The organism is Candidatus Palauibacter polyketidifaciens, from assembly GCF_947581785.1.
GTDB lineage: Bacteria > Gemmatimonadota > Gemmatimonadetes > Palauibacterales > Palauibacteraceae > Palauibacter > Palauibacter polyketidifaciens.
This window is the reverse complement of sequence record NZ_CANPVO010000019.1, coordinates 1-15,126: the sequence shown is the minus strand read 5'-3', so window position 1 is coordinate 15,126 and position 15,126 is coordinate 1. Positions and strand designations below refer to the sequence as shown.

At 68.2% G+C, this 15,126-nt stretch carries 13 protein-coding genes and 1 pseudogene; 10 read left to right on the top strand and 4 right to left on the bottom strand.

All coding sequences use genetic code 11. From position 1 onward, the window contains the following. Positions 1–131: 131 nt before the first annotated feature. Positions 132–1,175 carry a hypothetical protein gene (locus RN729_RS05980; protein WP_310782768.1) on the top strand — a complete coding sequence of 348 codons (1,044 nt, stop codon included), beginning with the start codon at positions 132–134 and terminating at the stop codon, positions 1,173–1,175. Further along, complete coding sequence (locus tag RN729_RS05975; RefSeq protein WP_310782767.1) at positions 1,175–2,476, top strand: choice-of-anchor B family protein; 1,302 nt, start codon at positions 1,175–1,177, stop codon at positions 2,474–2,476. Before RN729_RS05980 ends, RN729_RS05975 begins: the two co-directional genes overlap by 1 nt. A gap of 33 nt (positions 2,477–2,509) precedes the next feature. Here RN729_RS05975 and RN729_RS05970 read toward each other — a convergent pair whose 3' ends face one another. The 3 genes from RN729_RS05970 to RN729_RS05960 are packed head-to-tail and all read right to left on the bottom strand — an operon-like array spanning position 2,510 to position 5,563. Beyond that, complete coding sequence (locus tag RN729_RS05970) at positions 2,510–3,376, bottom strand: hypothetical protein (protein WP_310782766.1); 867 nt, start codon at positions 3,374–3,376, stop codon at positions 2,510–2,512. Further along, complete coding sequence (locus RN729_RS05965) at positions 3,373–4,119, bottom strand: ABC transporter ATP-binding protein (RefSeq protein WP_310782765.1); 747 nt, start codon at positions 4,117–4,119, stop codon at positions 3,373–3,375. Before RN729_RS05965 ends, RN729_RS05970 begins: the two co-directional genes overlap by 4 nt. 10 nt (positions 4,120–4,129) lie before the next feature. Continuing rightward, entirely contained in the window at positions 4,130–5,563 is a 1,434-nt protein-coding gene (locus RN729_RS05960) for an alanine/glycine:cation symporter family protein (RefSeq protein ID WP_310782764.1), read from the bottom strand. Between the two features lie 108 nt (positions 5,564–5,671). Here RN729_RS05960 and xsc point away from each other — a divergent pair, with 108 nt between their 5' ends. The 3 genes from xsc to RN729_RS05945 are packed head-to-tail and all read left to right on the top strand — an operon-like array spanning position 5,672 to position 9,985. Further along, complete coding sequence (gene xsc, locus RN729_RS05955) at positions 5,672–7,402, top strand: sulfoacetaldehyde acetyltransferase (protein WP_310782763.1); 1,731 nt, start codon at positions 5,672–5,674, stop codon at positions 7,400–7,402. Between the two features lie 43 nt (positions 7,403–7,445). Continuing rightward, positions 7,446–8,840: an aminotransferase gene (locus RN729_RS05950; protein ID WP_310782762.1), complete on the top strand. Its 1,395-nt coding sequence runs from the start codon at positions 7,446–7,448 to the stop codon at positions 8,838–8,840. Beyond that, a complete protein-coding gene (locus RN729_RS05945) occupies positions 8,840–9,985 on the top strand; it encodes a reductive dehalogenase domain-containing protein (RefSeq protein WP_310782761.1) in 1,146 nt (381 codons plus the stop codon). Before RN729_RS05950 ends, RN729_RS05945 begins: the two co-directional genes overlap by 1 nt. 130 nt (positions 9,986–10,115) lie before the next feature. Here the strand turns inward: RN729_RS05945 and RN729_RS05940 are convergent, their stop codons facing one another. Then, positions 10,116–10,853 (bottom strand): class I SAM-dependent methyltransferase, encoded by a 738-nt coding sequence (locus tag RN729_RS05940; RefSeq protein WP_310782760.1) that lies wholly within the window; start codon positions 10,851–10,853, stop codon positions 10,116–10,118. A gap of 233 nt (positions 10,854–11,086) precedes the next feature. Between RN729_RS05940 and RN729_RS05935 the strand changes: the two genes are divergently transcribed. The 5 genes and pseudogenes from RN729_RS05935 to RN729_RS05915 all read left to right on the top strand — a co-directional run. Beyond that, positions 11,087–11,644, top strand: coding sequence for a hypothetical protein (locus tag RN729_RS05935; RefSeq protein WP_310782759.1), 558 nt, complete (start codon positions 11,087–11,089; stop codon positions 11,642–11,644). A 61-nt stretch (positions 11,645–11,705) separates the two neighbouring features. Then, positions 11,706–11,951, top strand: a complete 246-nt coding sequence (locus RN729_RS05930; RefSeq protein WP_310782758.1) for a hypothetical protein — start codon at positions 11,706–11,708, stop codon at positions 11,949–11,951. A 9-nt stretch (positions 11,952–11,960) separates the two neighbouring features. Continuing rightward, complete coding sequence (locus RN729_RS05925; RefSeq protein WP_310782757.1) at positions 11,961–12,380, top strand: type II toxin-antitoxin system VapC family toxin; 420 nt, start codon at positions 11,961–11,963, stop codon at positions 12,378–12,380. A gap of 52 nt (positions 12,381–12,432) precedes the next feature. Next, a complete protein-coding gene (gene erm, locus RN729_RS05920; protein WP_310782756.1) occupies positions 12,433–13,224 on the top strand; it encodes a 23S ribosomal RNA methyltransferase Erm in 792 nt (263 codons plus the stop codon). Positions 13,225–13,485: 261 nt separating this feature from the next. Next, positions 13,486–15,126 (top strand): annotated as a pseudogene (locus tag RN729_RS05915) (hypothetical protein); the annotation flags it as partial.

Sequence of the window (15,126 nt, the reverse complement as noted above, 5' to 3'; positions counted from 1 at the left end):
GCGAACCCGAACCGCCGCAAAGACGCGCGGGAGGGGGCCTGTTCGCGACTTGGGCGCTGGCCGCCGTCGCGGCCGCCTCCTGGGCGTGCGGCGGCGAGGGCCGGGCCGCGGACACGGCGAACGGCGCTGTCGTGAAGGGGGGAGACGACCGCACCGGACCCTACGATCCCGTGGCCGGCTGGTGGAAGTCCGCGCCCGACCACGACGACGAATGGGGCTGGGGACAGGTGGCCGGCGTCGCCGTGGACCACGCGGACCGCATCATCGTCGTCACACGCGGCGACTGGCCCGCCGACCGGTCCGTCCCCCGCGAGGGGCGCCTCCGCCGCACGAACTACATCGTCGTCGCGAACGGGAACGGCGAGATCGTGGAACAGTGGGCGCAGTGGGACTCGATCTTCACCCTCCCGCACCAGGTGTACATCAGCCCCTACGACCCCGACCGGCACGTGTGGGTCATCGACAGCGGCGGCGGCGAAGGGCACATGCAGGTCGTCAAGTTCACGAACGACGGCAGCGAGATCGTCATGCGCCTCGGCGAACGGGATCACCCGAAGACGCGCGAAGCCGCCCGCGCCCGGGACGACTGGGGACCCTACACCTACGGCTGGCCGTCCAAGCTCGCGTTCCTCCCGGACGGGAGCTTCCTCCTCGCAGACGGGTACTGGAACTCGCGGATCATCAAGTATTCGGAGGATGGGGAGTTCATCATGCAGTGGGGAGGGCTCGGCACCGGACCCGGTGAATTCGATCTCCTGCACGGCCTCGCGGCGGACGAGGAGCGCGTCTACGTCGGGGACCGCCAGAACGAGCGCCTCCAGCTGTTCACGCACGACGGCGAGTTCATCGAGGAATGGCCGAACATCTTCGACCCCGTGAACATCTGGCTCGACGAGCAGGGCGCCGTGTGGGTCCTGGACGCGTCGCTGAACCGCGTCCTGAAGTACGATCGGGACGGCGTCCTCCAGGACTACTGGGGCGCCTACGGGGCGGCCGGCGCCATCGGGCGCGGGATATGGCCTGGCGGCCTCTCGCTCCCACACCAGATGGACATGGACGAGGACGGCAACCTGTATATCGCGTCCTACAGCGGAGGCTGGATCAACAAGTTCACGCCGAAGCCGGACGCGGACCCGGCCCGCCTCCTGGGCCCGCGGCTCCTGCTGAGCCCCTGATGCGCCGCATCCCCGCGCTCGCCATCGTGGCGGTCGCGGCGGCCGCGTGCGGGGACCCCCCGACCGGTCCGCCCGATCCGGGTCCGATCGATCCGCCCGAGCCGCCGCCGCCTCCTCCCGTCGCGGCGCAGATCGTGCCCTGCTCGGGTGGCTCGGCCGCCGGGTTCCCGTGCGACCGCGTGGATCTCGCGGCGCACGTATCCCTGCCGGACCTGAGCCCGGGACGGACGCCGGCGGGATCGGCGGACCAATGGGCCGTGAACGACATCTGGGGGTGGACCGACCCGCAGACGGGCGTGGAGTACGCGCTGGTGGGCCGCCACGACGGGCTCGCCATCGTCGACCTCTCGACCCCGACCGAACCGCGCCCCATCGCCTTCATGCCCTCGGCGACCTCGCACAGCGGCTGGCGCGACATGAAGGTGTACGAGGATCACGCCTACGTCGTCGCGGACAACATCACGGGCCACGGGATGCAGGTCCTCGATCTCACCCGGCTTCGCGGACTCACGGCGTTCACGGAACTGGCGGCGGACGCGCGCTACCGGGAGGTGAGCGCGGTCCACAACATCGCGATCAACGAGGAGACGGGCTTCGCCTACGCCGTCGGCAGCAACTCCGGCGGCGAGACCTGCGGTGGCGGCCTGCACATGATCGACCTCTCGGACCCGAAGAGCCCGACCTTCGCGGGTTGCCATGCCGCGGAAGGGACCGGGTTCCGCGGCAGCGGCTACACGCACGACGTCCAGTGCGTCGTGTACCGGGGGCCGGACGCGGAGCACGCGGGCCGCGAGATCTGCTTCGGTTCGAACGAGACGGCGATCGTCGTGTCCGACGTGACGGACAAGGCGAACCCGGTGACGCTGTCGACCGCCACATACGCCGACCGCGACTACATCCACCAGGGGTGGCTCAGCGAGGACCACCGGTACTTCTACCAGAACGACGAGAACGACGAGAGGAACAACCGTGTCTCTCGCACGCGCCTGCTCGTGTGGGACCTCGCCGACCTCGACGATCCGGTTCTTGCCAAGGAGCATCTGGGCCCGACCGAGGCGATCGACCACAACCTCTACGTGCACGGCAGCCTGATCTACCACTCCAACTACGCGTTCGGCGTGCGCATCCTCGACATCTCGGACCCCGCGAACCCGATGGAGGCCGGGTATTTCGACACCGTGCCCGCGCACAACGAAACGAACTTCGACGGCTCCTGGTCGACCTACCCCTGGTTCGAGAGCGGCATCTTCATCGCGTCGAGCTGGGACGAGGGCCTCTTCGTCCTCCGCCTGCAGCAGTAACTGCGCCGCGGCAGCTGCGTCACAGCCGCCGCGTCACAGCTTCAGCGGCCGCTTCTCGATCCTGAGCAGCCCGAGCCACGCGATGCCGGTCCACAGCGCGAAGTGATAGAGGACGAGTCCCGTCGCCCCCCAGTCCCACGCCGCGCCGGCCCCGAACCCCGCGACGAGATCGTCGATGACTCTACTGGGAAAGATGAGGAACGGCAGTACGCCCCCGACCGCCTCCCCCGCCGACCAGGTCTCTGGATTCCTGCCCATCTCAGAGCTGGTCACCTGCACCCCCTCCACAGTCCCCGAGAGCACGAAGTACAGCATCCCGAAGAGCGCGGCGCGGCGGACGCCCAGCGCGGTGATCGCGAAGCTGATCGCGCATGCGAGCACGCCGGTGAGGCAGAGGTTCACCGCCCCTCCCACTCCCGTGGGGGACCCGCCCCCTGGCGACAGGGCCGCGACGGCGCCCGTCAGACCGAAGATCGCGAGAGCGGCGACGGTGGCGATCTGTACGCCGGCATATCGCCGCAGGTAGAAGGAGCGCAGCGGCATCGGATGCTGCGCCCACAGCATGATCGCGCCGCTCCGTTGCTCGTTCGCGACCATCCCGCCCGGCATCAGGAAGGCGAAGAGGATCGTGCCGAAGGCGAAGGCGGCGGCCAACAGAGCGAAGAGGACGAACATGCCCGCTCGGCGCGCCATGGCTTCGACCTCCTCGGGGGTCGGCTCGCCGCCGTCGGCGCCGACCGGCGTCCCGCTGATCCGCACGTTATCCAGGGCCGTCATGTCGTAGGCGTGCGTGAAGATGACCAGGCCGACGCCGAACAGGAACACGACCAGCGCGAGCTTCCACCTGCGGCGCAACGCGTTCAGCATGGAGGTCTTGATGATGTTCATGGTCCCGTTCATGACACCGCCCCTTCCAGTCCGACGAACTCCGTCTCGAGGAACTCGCGCGTGAACCCGCCTTCCGGTGGCAGCACGATGCGGCCGCGTTTCCGGTCGATCAGGAGGACGCGGTCGCTCATCATCGCCAGTTCGCCGAGGTCGTGGCTCGCGACGAGGATCGTGGACTGGCCGCGAATCTCCTCGATCCGCCGGCGGAGACGGATGCGCTGCCCGGGATCCAGTCCCGACTCGGGCTCGTCCAGGAAGAGCAGCCCGGTCGGCCGCATCAGGGCCATGGCGAGCGCCAGCCGGCGGCGCATCCCCTTGGAGAGCGCGTCGACGGGACCGTCGGTGTCGTAGTCCACCCCGGCCAGCCGGCAAGCCCGCTCGACGTCGGCCTCCGGACCGGCTGCGGCCGCCGCCAGCGCGAGCAGCCCGTCGCACGTCCACCCCGGCGGGAGCACCGTGTCCTCCGCCAGGTAGCCGATCCCGTGCCGCCGCCGGTAGTCCCCCGGCCCCGCACCGGCCACCGTGGCCTCGCCCTCGATCGGAGCCAGCACCCCCAGCAGCGTGCGGAAGAGCGTCGTCTTCCCCGAGCCGTTCGGCCCCACCACCGCGAGCACCTCCCCCGGCACGATGTCGAGCGACAGCCCGCCCAGCACCACCCGCCCCCGCCGATACCCGACACCCAGCGCGCGGAGCCTCAGCTCCGCCGGACCGTTTGCTATGGTCACTTTCTCCTCGTTCTCCTCGTTCTCCTTCATGCTTCGTCGCTCAGTAGCGGCCGAGGCGTTCGCGGTAGGAGCGCATCTCGCGCTTCAGGACCGGGGCCAGCAGGTAGAGGCCGAGCAGGTTGGGAATCGCGACCACGTAGATCACGGCGTCCGAGAGATCGATCAGCGCGCCCAGCTGCACGCTCGCGCCCAGGACCACGAACCCGCAGAAGAACAGCTTGAAGCCGGCTTCCACGGCTCGATTCTCGCCCGTCAGGTACGTGAGCGACTTCAGGCCGTAGTAGCTCCACGAAATCATGGTGGAAAAGGCGAACAGCACCGCCGCCACGGAGAGGGGCACGGGCGACCACGATAGGGTGCTCTCGAAGGCGGTCTTGGTCATCTCGATGCCGGTGATGCCGGTGTCGGCCAGCGCCGGATCGTAGACGGTCGTGATGATGACGAGCGCCGTCATCGTGCAGATGACGACCGTGTCGATGAACGGCTCGAGCAGGCCGACGAAGCCCTCGGTGGACGGTTCGTCGGTCTGCACCGCCGAGTGCGCGATGGCGGCGGAACCGAGGCCGGCCTCGTTCGAGAACACGGCGCGCCGGAAGCCGATGACCATCACGCCGATCATGCCGCCGCCGATGCCGTCCGCCGAGAACGCCCCCTCCCAGATCTGGACGATGGCGCCGGGCAGCCGGTCGGCGTTCAGCCCGATGATCGCCAGCGCCGACAGCACGTAGAGCACGGCCATGAAGGGCACCAGCCGGGAGGTGACGCGGGCGATGCTCCTGATGCCGCCGACGATGACCAGCGCCACCGCGACGGCCATGAGGACGCCCAGCAGCCAGGCCCTGTCGCTGAAGAAGCTCGCTTCGGCGCCCGTCACCTCGATCAGGATGGCGGCGGCCTGGTTGGACTGGAACATGTTGCCGATGCCGAGGCAGCCCAGCACCATGGCGGCGGCGTAGAACAGCCCCAGGCCGCGCCCGAGCCCGGGCAGGTTCCGCAGCTCCAGGCCGTGCTGCAGGTAGTACATCGGGCCGCCGCTCACGGAGCCGTCCGGGTTGGTGCGGCGATACTTCACCGCCAGCGTGCACTCGGCGAACTTCGTGCTCATTCCGAGCAGCCCCGCGATGATCAGCCAGAGCGTAGCTCCGGGCCCGCCCAGCGAGATCGCCACGGCCACGCCCGCGATGTTCCCGATGCCGACCGTGCCCGACACGGCGGTCGCGAGCGCCTGAAAGGGCGTCACCTCGCCCGGCTGCGAGGGATCCGTGTAGCGGCCCCTGACCAGGTCGAGCGCGTGCCTGAAGCCCCGCACGTTGATGAAGCCCAGGTACAGCGTGAAGAACACGCCCCCGGCGATGAGCCACGCCACGATGAGCGGAATCTCGGCCCCGCCGACCGGCACGGAGAAGAAGATGAACTCCGATACCGCGTCCGCGACCGGCCGCATGACCCTGTTGATGAGTTCGTCGACACCCATGGCGCGCCTATACTACGTTCCCCGGATTGCATGCGCGCCCGGGCGGGGACCACGGGCGCCCTCGATTTCCTTCCGGGACCGCGCCGCTCGCACCGCTGGAGGCTGGACGTGCCGAAAAGAACGATGACTCCCTCCGAAGCGCTCGTCGAGACGCTGGTCGCGGAGGGCGTGACCGAGGTATTCGGGTTGGTGGGATCCGCGTTCATGGACGCCCTCGACCTGTTCCCGGATGCGGGCATCCGCTTCATTTCGGTCGCGCACGAGCAGGCGGCCGCGCACGCCGCCGACGGGCTCGCGAGGGTCACGGGAAGGCCCCAGGCCTGCATCGCCCAGAACGGCCCCGGCGCGGCCAACTTCGTCTCCGCGATCGCGGCCGCCTTCTGGGCGCACTCCCCCGTGGTCGCCATCACGCCCGAAACCGGATCGCTCGGCATCGGCACCGGAGGCTTCCAGGAACTCGACCAGATGCCGATGTTCGAGGCCCAGACCGTCTTCCAGGTGCGCGTCAACCGTCCCGAGCGCATGGGCGAACTCGCGCGGCGCTGCTTCTACCGCGCGAAGCTCGAACTCGGCCCCACGCACCTCAACATCCCCAGGGACTACTTCTACGGCGACATCGAGGAGGACATCTTCGCGACGCCCTCCCTCGGTCCCGGCCGGCCTCCGAAGGGGGACATCGAAGAGGCGGTCCGGATCCTGAAAGGCGCCCGCTACCCGGTCATCGTCTCCGGAGGGGGCGTGAGCCAGGGGGACGCCCTGAAGGAGGTTCGGGCGCTCGCCGAGCACCTGAGCGCGCCGGTCGTCAACACCTACCTGCACAACGACACCTTCCCCTGGAGCCATGAACTGGGGTGCGGGCCGATCGGCTACTGCGGGTCGAAGGCGGCGATGCGCACCATCGCCAAGGCCGACGTGGTACTCGCGCTCGGGACCCGGCTCGGGGTCTTCGGCCTCCTGCCGCAGTACGACATGACCTACTGGCCCGAAAACGCCACCCTCATTCAGGTGGACCGGGACGCCCGGCAGTGGGGCATGAGCAGGATCCCGGCGCTCTTCTCCGTCGCGGACGTGAAGGAGTACGCCGTCGAACTGCTCGGCGAGTTGCGGGAGGCGCGGCCGGATCCGGGGCGGAACGAGGCGCGCATCGCCGACGTCGCCCGCGAGAAGCGGGCCTGGGACGAGGAACTCGAGAACTGGTCATCATCCACCAACGCCCTCATGCATCCGCGGCGCTTCCTGTGGGAGTTCACCCGCGCGCTGCCCGGGGACGCGCTCGTGACCACGGACATCGGCAACACCTGCTCGATCACGAACGGATATCTCCGCTTCGACGGCCCGCGGCAGCACCTCGCGGCGCTCACGTGGGGGAACTGCGGCTTCGCGTACGGAGCCGCGCTCGGCGCCAGGATCGGCAACCCGACGGCTCCCGTGTTCGCCATCCAGGGGGACGGCGCGTGGGGCATCAGCGGGATGAGCGAGGTGATGACGGCGGTGCGCGAGGAGATCCCGGTCATCGCCATCGTCATCAACAACCACGAATGGGGCGCCGAGAAGAAGAACCAGATCGACTTCTACGGCAACCGCTTCGTGGGCACGAACCTGCGCAGCAATCCGGACTTCGCGAAGGTGGCGGAGTCGATGGGCGCGAGGGGCTACACCGTCGAGGACTACCGTGACGTCCGGGACGTGGTGCGCGACGCCGTGGCGAGCGGCGAGCCGTGCGTCATCAACGCCATCGTCGAGGGAGGCGCCAACGTGCTCGCGGAGCCCTTCCGCCGCGACGCGCTCGCCATGCCCACGCGCCACCTGGAGAAATACGCCCATCTCAGCCTGAGCTAGCGTGCCGTGGCGGCCCCCGCTGCGGCCCGCTGAGGAGAGCCGGATGTCCGACACACAGGCGTTGCTGGCGGACTACGACGTCCAGGACGTCATCGAGAAGGACCGGAAGCATCTCTGGCACCACCTGTTCCAGCACAGCGTCTTCGAGACGCAGGATCCGCAGGTGTTCGTGGAGGGCCGCGGCGCGCGTGTGCGGGACATCCATGGGAAAGAGTACCTGGACGGGACCTCGGGCGGCGTCTGGTGCGTGAACGTCGGCCACGGGCGGGAGAGCATCGCGCGGGTCGTCTACGAGCAGTTGAAGCGGCTGCCGTACTACGCGGGCGTCGTCGGCACCGTCCCGGCCGCCCAGTACGCGAGCGCGCTGGCCGAGTGGATGCCCGGGCTCGACCACATCTTCTTCGCCAACAGCGGCTCCGAGGCCAACGAGAAGGCCTTCAAGATGGTGCGCCAGATCGCCCACCTGAACGGGAGCCGGAAGTCGAAGGTCCTGTACCGGGACCGCGACTACCACGGCACGACCATCGCCTGCCTCGCCGCCAGCGGTCAGGAGGAGCGCAAGCAGGCCTACGGGCCGTTCCCGGAGGGGTTTTCGGGGATTCCGCACGCGATGTGCTACCGCTGTCCCTTCGGGAAAACGTATCCGTCCTGCGACATCGAGTGTGCGCGCGCCCTCGGCGACGCGATCGAGGAGGAGGGGCCGGAGACGGTGGGGGCCGTGATCCTCGAGCCGATCACCGCGGGCGGGGGGGTCATTCCTCCGGTGGATGAATATTTTTCAGTCATCCGCGAGATCTGCGACGAATACGGCGTCATCCTGATCATCGACGAGGTCGTGTGCGGGTTCGGACGCACGGGGACGATGTTCGGGTTCGAGCACTACGATTTCGTGCCGGACATCGTGACGATGGCCAAGGGCATGGCCAGCTCCTACGCACCGATCTCGGCGGCCGCGGTGCGCGGCGAGGTGTTCGACAGGTTCCTGGCGGATCCGGGCGACAGGTTCCACTACTTCAGGGACATCAGCACCTACGGCGGATGCACTTCCGGGTTCGCGGCCGCGCTGGAGAACCTCCGCATCATCGAGGAAGAGGACCTGATCGGGAACAGTCGCGTGATGGGCGCCTACCTGCAGGACCGGCTGCGCGAACTGCTCGACCACGACCACGTCGGCGACGTCCGCGGCCGGGGCCTGTTCGCCGGCGTTGAACTGGTGGAGGACAAGGCGACGAAGGCGCCCGTGAGCGAAGACGTCATGGCGGCCGTCGTGGGCCGGGCCGCCCGGGAGGGCGTGCTCGTGGGCCGGACCACCCGCAGCATTCCCGGCCTGAACAACACCGTGACCATCGCCCCGCCCCTCATCGTGACCCGGGCGGACATCGACGAGCTGGTCGAAGCCGTGAAGACCGGCATCGAATTCGGCTGCAGGGATCTCTGATGGACACGGAAGCCGGCTTCGACGTCCGGGAGGACTTCCAGCGCTTCTCACAGAGGGACGACATCTTCTGCCGCTCCTTCTGGGACCCGGAGGTGCGCACGCACCGCTCGGACATGTTCTATGAGACGTACCGCACGCCGAAGCTGACCTGGCGTTCCGTCGACGGCTTCACCCAGCGCGACTACGCGCTGCGCAACGCGTCCTGGCACGTGACGGACGTCTTCGCCGAACTGCGCGACGGCGACGACCGCCGCGAAGGTTTCCTGGATCCGTACACGACCGTTCGCGAGGGCCCGGACAGCACGCTGCCGGTGGGGTCTCCCGAGGAGATGGCGCGCGAGATCAAGCACGCCGCGAAGACCCTGGGCGCCGACCTGGTGGGGATCACCGGGAACGACGAGCGGTGGCTCTACACGCACGCCTACAGCCGCGAGAACGAGCACGAGAAACCGCAGGAGGTCTCGACCGATCTCGAAAACGTGATCGTGATCGCCCAATCCATGGACCGGGAACTCCTGAGCACGGCGCCCTCGGCGCTGAGCGGCACCGCGACGGGCGCCACCTACTCCCGGGATACGATCGTGCTGCTCGCGATCGCGCAGTACATCACGAACCTCGGCTACCGGGCCGTGGCCAGCATGAACGACTCGGCGCTGGCCATCCCGCTCGCCATCAAGGCCGGGCTGGGCGAGTACGGGCGCCACGGCCTCCTCATCACCCGCGAGTACGGTCCCCGCGTGCGGCTCGGCAAGGTGTTCACCGACATGCCGCTCGCCCACGACCGGCCCGTCGGATTCGGCGTGAAGGAGACGTGCGACATCTGCCGTGCCTGTACGAGCGGCTGCCCCGCGGGGGCGATCGCCGACGGCGCGCCGTCCACGCTGGTCCACAACCGGTCGAACATCCAGGGCATCCGGAAGTGGACCACGGATGCCGAGAAGTGCTTCCGCTTCTGGGCCAACCAGAACACCGACTGCTCGATCTGCGTGCGCGTCTGCCCCTACAACCGCGACTATCGCCAGCGCTGGAGTCGAGTGTGGCGCTGGATGGCCGGCACGCCGCTCCGGCGACTCGCCCTCTGGCTGGACCGCATCAGCGGCCGCGGCGAGCGCCTGAAACCGTCCCGCTGGTGGTCCCCCGCCTGACCGCCCGCGATCACGCCTTCAGACGGGAGTCGGTAGCACAGCATTCGGATCAACGCCCAATGGCGTATCTGCTTCCGTTGGGGCGACGATGGGCCATACGACGCGGTGGTGTGAGCGAGACGCCACACTTCTACGGCTTCCTTGCGACGAAAAACATCCTGCCCTCGTGCGACACGCCCTCTAGGATGAGTGCGTTCCCATCGACAGACTGCAACTCTTCGAAACCGACCCTTCGCAATCGTTCCCTGACCTCACTTTCTTCGTGACAGCGCTGAGTCAGAGAGAAATCAGTCCGCTCCCAGTTTGGACCTTTCGGTTCGAACAGCGTGACGTCGCACCTTCCGATTCTCTCGTTCGCATCGTGCGAGAACCGACCCGCACAAACGTGATCCTCCTCCACATATGCGAAGGAACCACACCACCTGGACAGGTAGCCGTATTCCGTGTTGAGGTCGAACAGGAAGTAGCCGCCATCTTCCAGGACGGTGAAGACACCTTCAAATACCTGTTCCAGCTCGCCGAGACTCATCACGTGGTTCAGGCTGTCAAAGGTCGAGAAGACCGCCGAAAACCTGTGGGACAAAGCGATGGCCCGGGCGTCCTGAACGACGAATTCCACATCCGGGGCGTTCCTTCTCGCGATCTCGACCATCGCTTCCGAGCCATCCAGACCCGTCGTGAGAAAGCCTTGCCGCGAAAGCTCGGCGGCAAGCTGTCCGGTACCGCAGCAGAGATCGAGGACGGCGCATCCTGGTGGAAGTTTCCCCAGGACCAGATCGTCGAGGATCGGGTACACGTTCGTCGCGAAGAACCCCCAATGCCGATCGTAGATGCCAGCAAAGGGGTCATATGCGTCGTAGCGGTTCACTCGCACGGCCTCAATACGCCCACCCTCTGATCCCCGATCCATCCGTGGCTCAAGAAGCCAGATGTTCTCAGAGCTAAGCCTTTGCAGAGCATCCGTCCCTTCGAGACGACTACGGACGGCTTTGCGGCCTTGTGTCACGATGGTTGTCGGCCTCGGCCGCTCATGGGACCCCGATCGCAAGATCCAGGACCGGGATCTGGTCGATCGGACGTGCGTGCCTTAGAACACGTGACATGAACGCGACCCGTTTCTCCGCTGTTCCGTTCACGCTGAAGCGCAGCTCCGACCTTTGGGATGCGCATGGTGGTTACGAGTCGACGACCGAGACCGCGCACGGCCTCGTGCGGCTGGAGGCGGACCAGCTCGTCATTCAGTGGCGGATCGCCGTGCAGACCGAGAAGATGGGCGACACCTGGGAGACGAGCGAGACGATCGAGCCCGTAAAGGAGATCGTGATCCCGCTGGCCAAGGTGGCGGGCGCGGCGGTGCCCCCGCGCCGCTGGTGGCACATCCGGGGGCCCAGGCTGGTGATCGCGGCTTCGGACCTGCTGGCGTTCGAGAAGATCGCGGGCGAGCAGGGGCTCAAGCTGAAACACCCCGCCAAGATGGTTCTGCGGATCAAGCGCCCGGATCGGCTCCTTGCCGAGGAGTTCGCCGCGGAGCTGTCGCTGGCCATGGTGCGCCTGCCGGCCGACCCCGCCGAAAACGAACAACTGGCCTCTCCGGCGCGCCATGCCGTCGCCCCGGGCCAGGCCAACGTTCCCGCCGATTCCCCTTCGGAAGACGCTTGATTGCATTGCAATCATTCAGTAGCTTCTCCGCCCGCTCCCGTACCGCGAGGAGGCACGGCCGATGGCGAGCATCACGATCCGCAATCTTGACGACGACGTAAAGACGCGCCTTCGCGTACGCGCGGCCGAGCATCACCGTTCGATGGAGGAGGAAGTGCGTATCATCCTGCGCGACGCCGTCACCGATGGTCGCACTGGTCCGCGAGACCTCGCGACGTTCACCCGCGAGTGCTTCGCGTCCCTTGGCGGCGTCGAACTCGAACTTCCCCCTCGCGGCCCGATGCGTGCGCCTCCGGATTTCTCCTGAGCGGCTCTCATGTTCGTAATAGACACGAATGTCGCGTCGGAACTGATGCGCACTGAACCGACGGCGGCAGTAGCGGCATGGATTGCCGGGCACGATGCGCAGGACATGTACCTGACGGCCGTCAGCGAAGCGGAATTGCTCTACGGTGTCGCGATCCTGCCGGCCGGCAAGCGGCGGAACGCGCTCGAGGCTGCCATGACCCGCTGGCTCAATCTTGGCTTCAGAGAGCGTATCCTTCCGTTCGACAGTGCCGCTGCCCGAGCGTACGCGGAGATCGCCGCCGAGCGCCGCCACGCGGGCCGACCCATCGGCGAGGCCGACTGCCGGATCGCTGCCATTTCCCGCGCCCGCGGGGCCACTCTGGTCACGCGCAACGTGCGTGACTTTGACGGTACCGGACTGGATGTGATCGATCCCTGGTCGGGATAATCTTGTTCGTGTAGCGCGGGAGATTGCATGTCTACGTTCGTGATGGTTCGCCGTGTCCAGGCAACGGACACCCAGGCGTGCGGACCTTTCGCAGCACTTCCTCCGGAGCAGGTCGCTTGCGGCTAGCCTGATCGCTCAGGCTCCCGTCACGCGAAGCGATCTGGTCGTCGAGGTTGGGTCGGGCCGCGGCATCCTCACTCGAGAGCTGGCGCGTCGATGCCGTGCGGTCGTTGCGGTAGAGTTCGACGGCGCGCTGGCCGAAGCGCTTCGCGCGCGCTTCCGGACTGACAGCCGTATCACAATCGTCGGGTCCGACTTCCTGCGTTTTCGGCTGCCCGATGTCCCCTACAAGGTCCTGGGGAACATCCCGTTCAACCGGACGGCCGCCATCGTCCGGCGGCTCGTCCGGGCCGATCCTCCGCCGCGGGACGCCTGGCTCGTGGTCCAGCGCGAAGCGGCCGAGCGGTTCGCCGGCCGTCCCTGTGCCCGGGAGACCCAGTCCTCGCTGCTGCTCAAGCCGTGGTGGCAGATCGAGATCGCGCGGCGCTTTCGCCGTACCGACTTCGATCCTCCTCCGAGCGTCGACGCCGTCGCCCTGTGGCTGGCGCGACGCACGCGACCGCTCGTGGACCGCTCCCAGGCCGCGGACTACCGGCGCTTCATCCGCAGTTGCTTCGGCCGCGACGGCCGCTCGATCCGGCGGTGCCTGCGATCCGAATTCACGCGAACGCAGATCTCCCGGCTGGGTCGGGATCTCCGATTCGATCCCTCCGGACCATCCCGCGACCTCACCTTCGACCAGTGGCTCGCACTGTTCCGGTTCCGGAAGCTGACGCGGTCGTAAGCGCCGCGGTTGTATGCGCCGATACGAGAACAGGAGAAGCAGCCGTGCCCCGGACGCGTTGGGGGGGATACGGTGGTACAGCTATCATGGCAGACATGAAAACGCCCAGCGATATCCCGGATAGACACGAAGCATGGTTGCGTTCATGGCTCGATGCCGCCGATGAAGCGGTCAGGCGTGCGCCCGCGGGCCGTTCGGCCAGCGAAGAGTTGGCCGCCGATCGAAACCGGCTGGAGTCTCAGTGATTTTCAGGAGTGCGCGATGACTTGGACCCTCGCCTCCCGTTTCCGGACGCTTGCGACGCTGGCCGCGCTTGGCGGTCTCGTGTTCGTCCTTCCGTCCTCCGCTTCCGCCCAGGAGCGACCGCTCGTCACGCCGGACGACTATGGCCGCTGGGAGCGGCTCGGCGCTGGCGAGTTCTCGCCGCTCGGGGACTGGATCGCCTACGAGGTCACGCGGGTGGACGAGACGTCGGAACTCGGCGTGCGCAGGATCGAAGAGGACTCCGCTCGGGTCTTTCCGTGGGGGTCGGAGCCGCGGTTCTCGCCCGACGGGCGCTGGCTGGCCTGGACCATCGGGCTCCCGCCGGAGGAACGGGAGCGGCTGGCGGAGAGCGACGAGCCGGTGCGCGAGAAGGCTTCGGTGATGGATCTGGAGACCGGGGAAATCCGCGAGTTCGAGGCGGTCTCCGAGGGGCGCTTCGACGCCTCCGGGCGGTACGTGGCGCTGCGCGGCTATTCGCCGGACGAGCCCCCGGGCAAGGGCGCTGACCTGCGCATCGTGACGCTGGCGACGGGGGCGGAGACCTCCTTCGGGAACGTGAGCGAGATGGCCTGGAGCCCAGGCGGATCTCTTCTGGCGCTCGCCATCGCGACGGGCGCCGATGTGGGGAACGGCGTGCAGGTGTACGACGCCGATGCCGGCACCCTGCGCTCGGCCGACGCTTCCGGTTCGTCCTACCGGAGCCTCCGCTGGCGTGACGACTCGGCGGATCTGGCCGCCCTCCGCTCCCGCGAAGCGGCTTCCGCGGACGGCGCTGCCTACGACGTGCTGGCGTGGCGCGGCCTGGACCGCGGCGTCGAGACGATGGTCCTCGGGGCGGACGCGGCCGGCATCCCGGACACGCTCGAGGCGGTCCGGCACCGCGCCCCGGCCTGGTCGGACGACGGCCGCATGATCTCCCTGGGGCTCCGGCCGATCGAGCCGGAAGCGGGCGACGATGCCGATGAGGGCGGCGCGGACGACGAGCCGCGGGACGGTGACCCGGACGGTGAGGACGCCCCGGCCGCCGATGCCGAGCCCGACCTGCCCGGTCTGCAGATCTGGCACACGAGCGACGTCCGCCTCTTCCCGGAGCAGAAGGTCTCGGAGAACCGCGACGCCGCGCGCTCGCTGCTCGCCGTCTGGCACCTCGACGACGACCGGGCGGTCGTCCTCGGGTCCGACCTCATGGCCGGGGCTCAACTCCTGGAAGGCTGGGAGTACGCCCTGGAGGACATCAGCGAGCCCTACCCGTGGGGTGCGATGTTCGGCCGTCCGTACCACGACGTGTGGGCGATCGACGCGGACACCGGCGAGCGCCGCCGGCTCCTGACCCGCGTGCGCTACGAGTGGCCCAGCGCGGGCGGCGACTGGCTGCTCTCGTGGGACGGCTCCGCCTACCACAGCCTCCACATCGCCACGGGCGAACGGCATGACATGACGTCGGCGCTGGCCGCCGAGTTCGCGGACACCGGCTACGACACGCCCACCGACGTCATCCCCCCGCACAACTTCGGTCCCGGCGGCTGGCTCGACGGGGACCAGGCCGTCCTGCTCTACGACGAGCACGACATCTGGCGCGTCGCGCCCGACGGCTCCGGAGGCGAGCGGCTGACGCGCGGCGCGGAGACGGGGATCGTC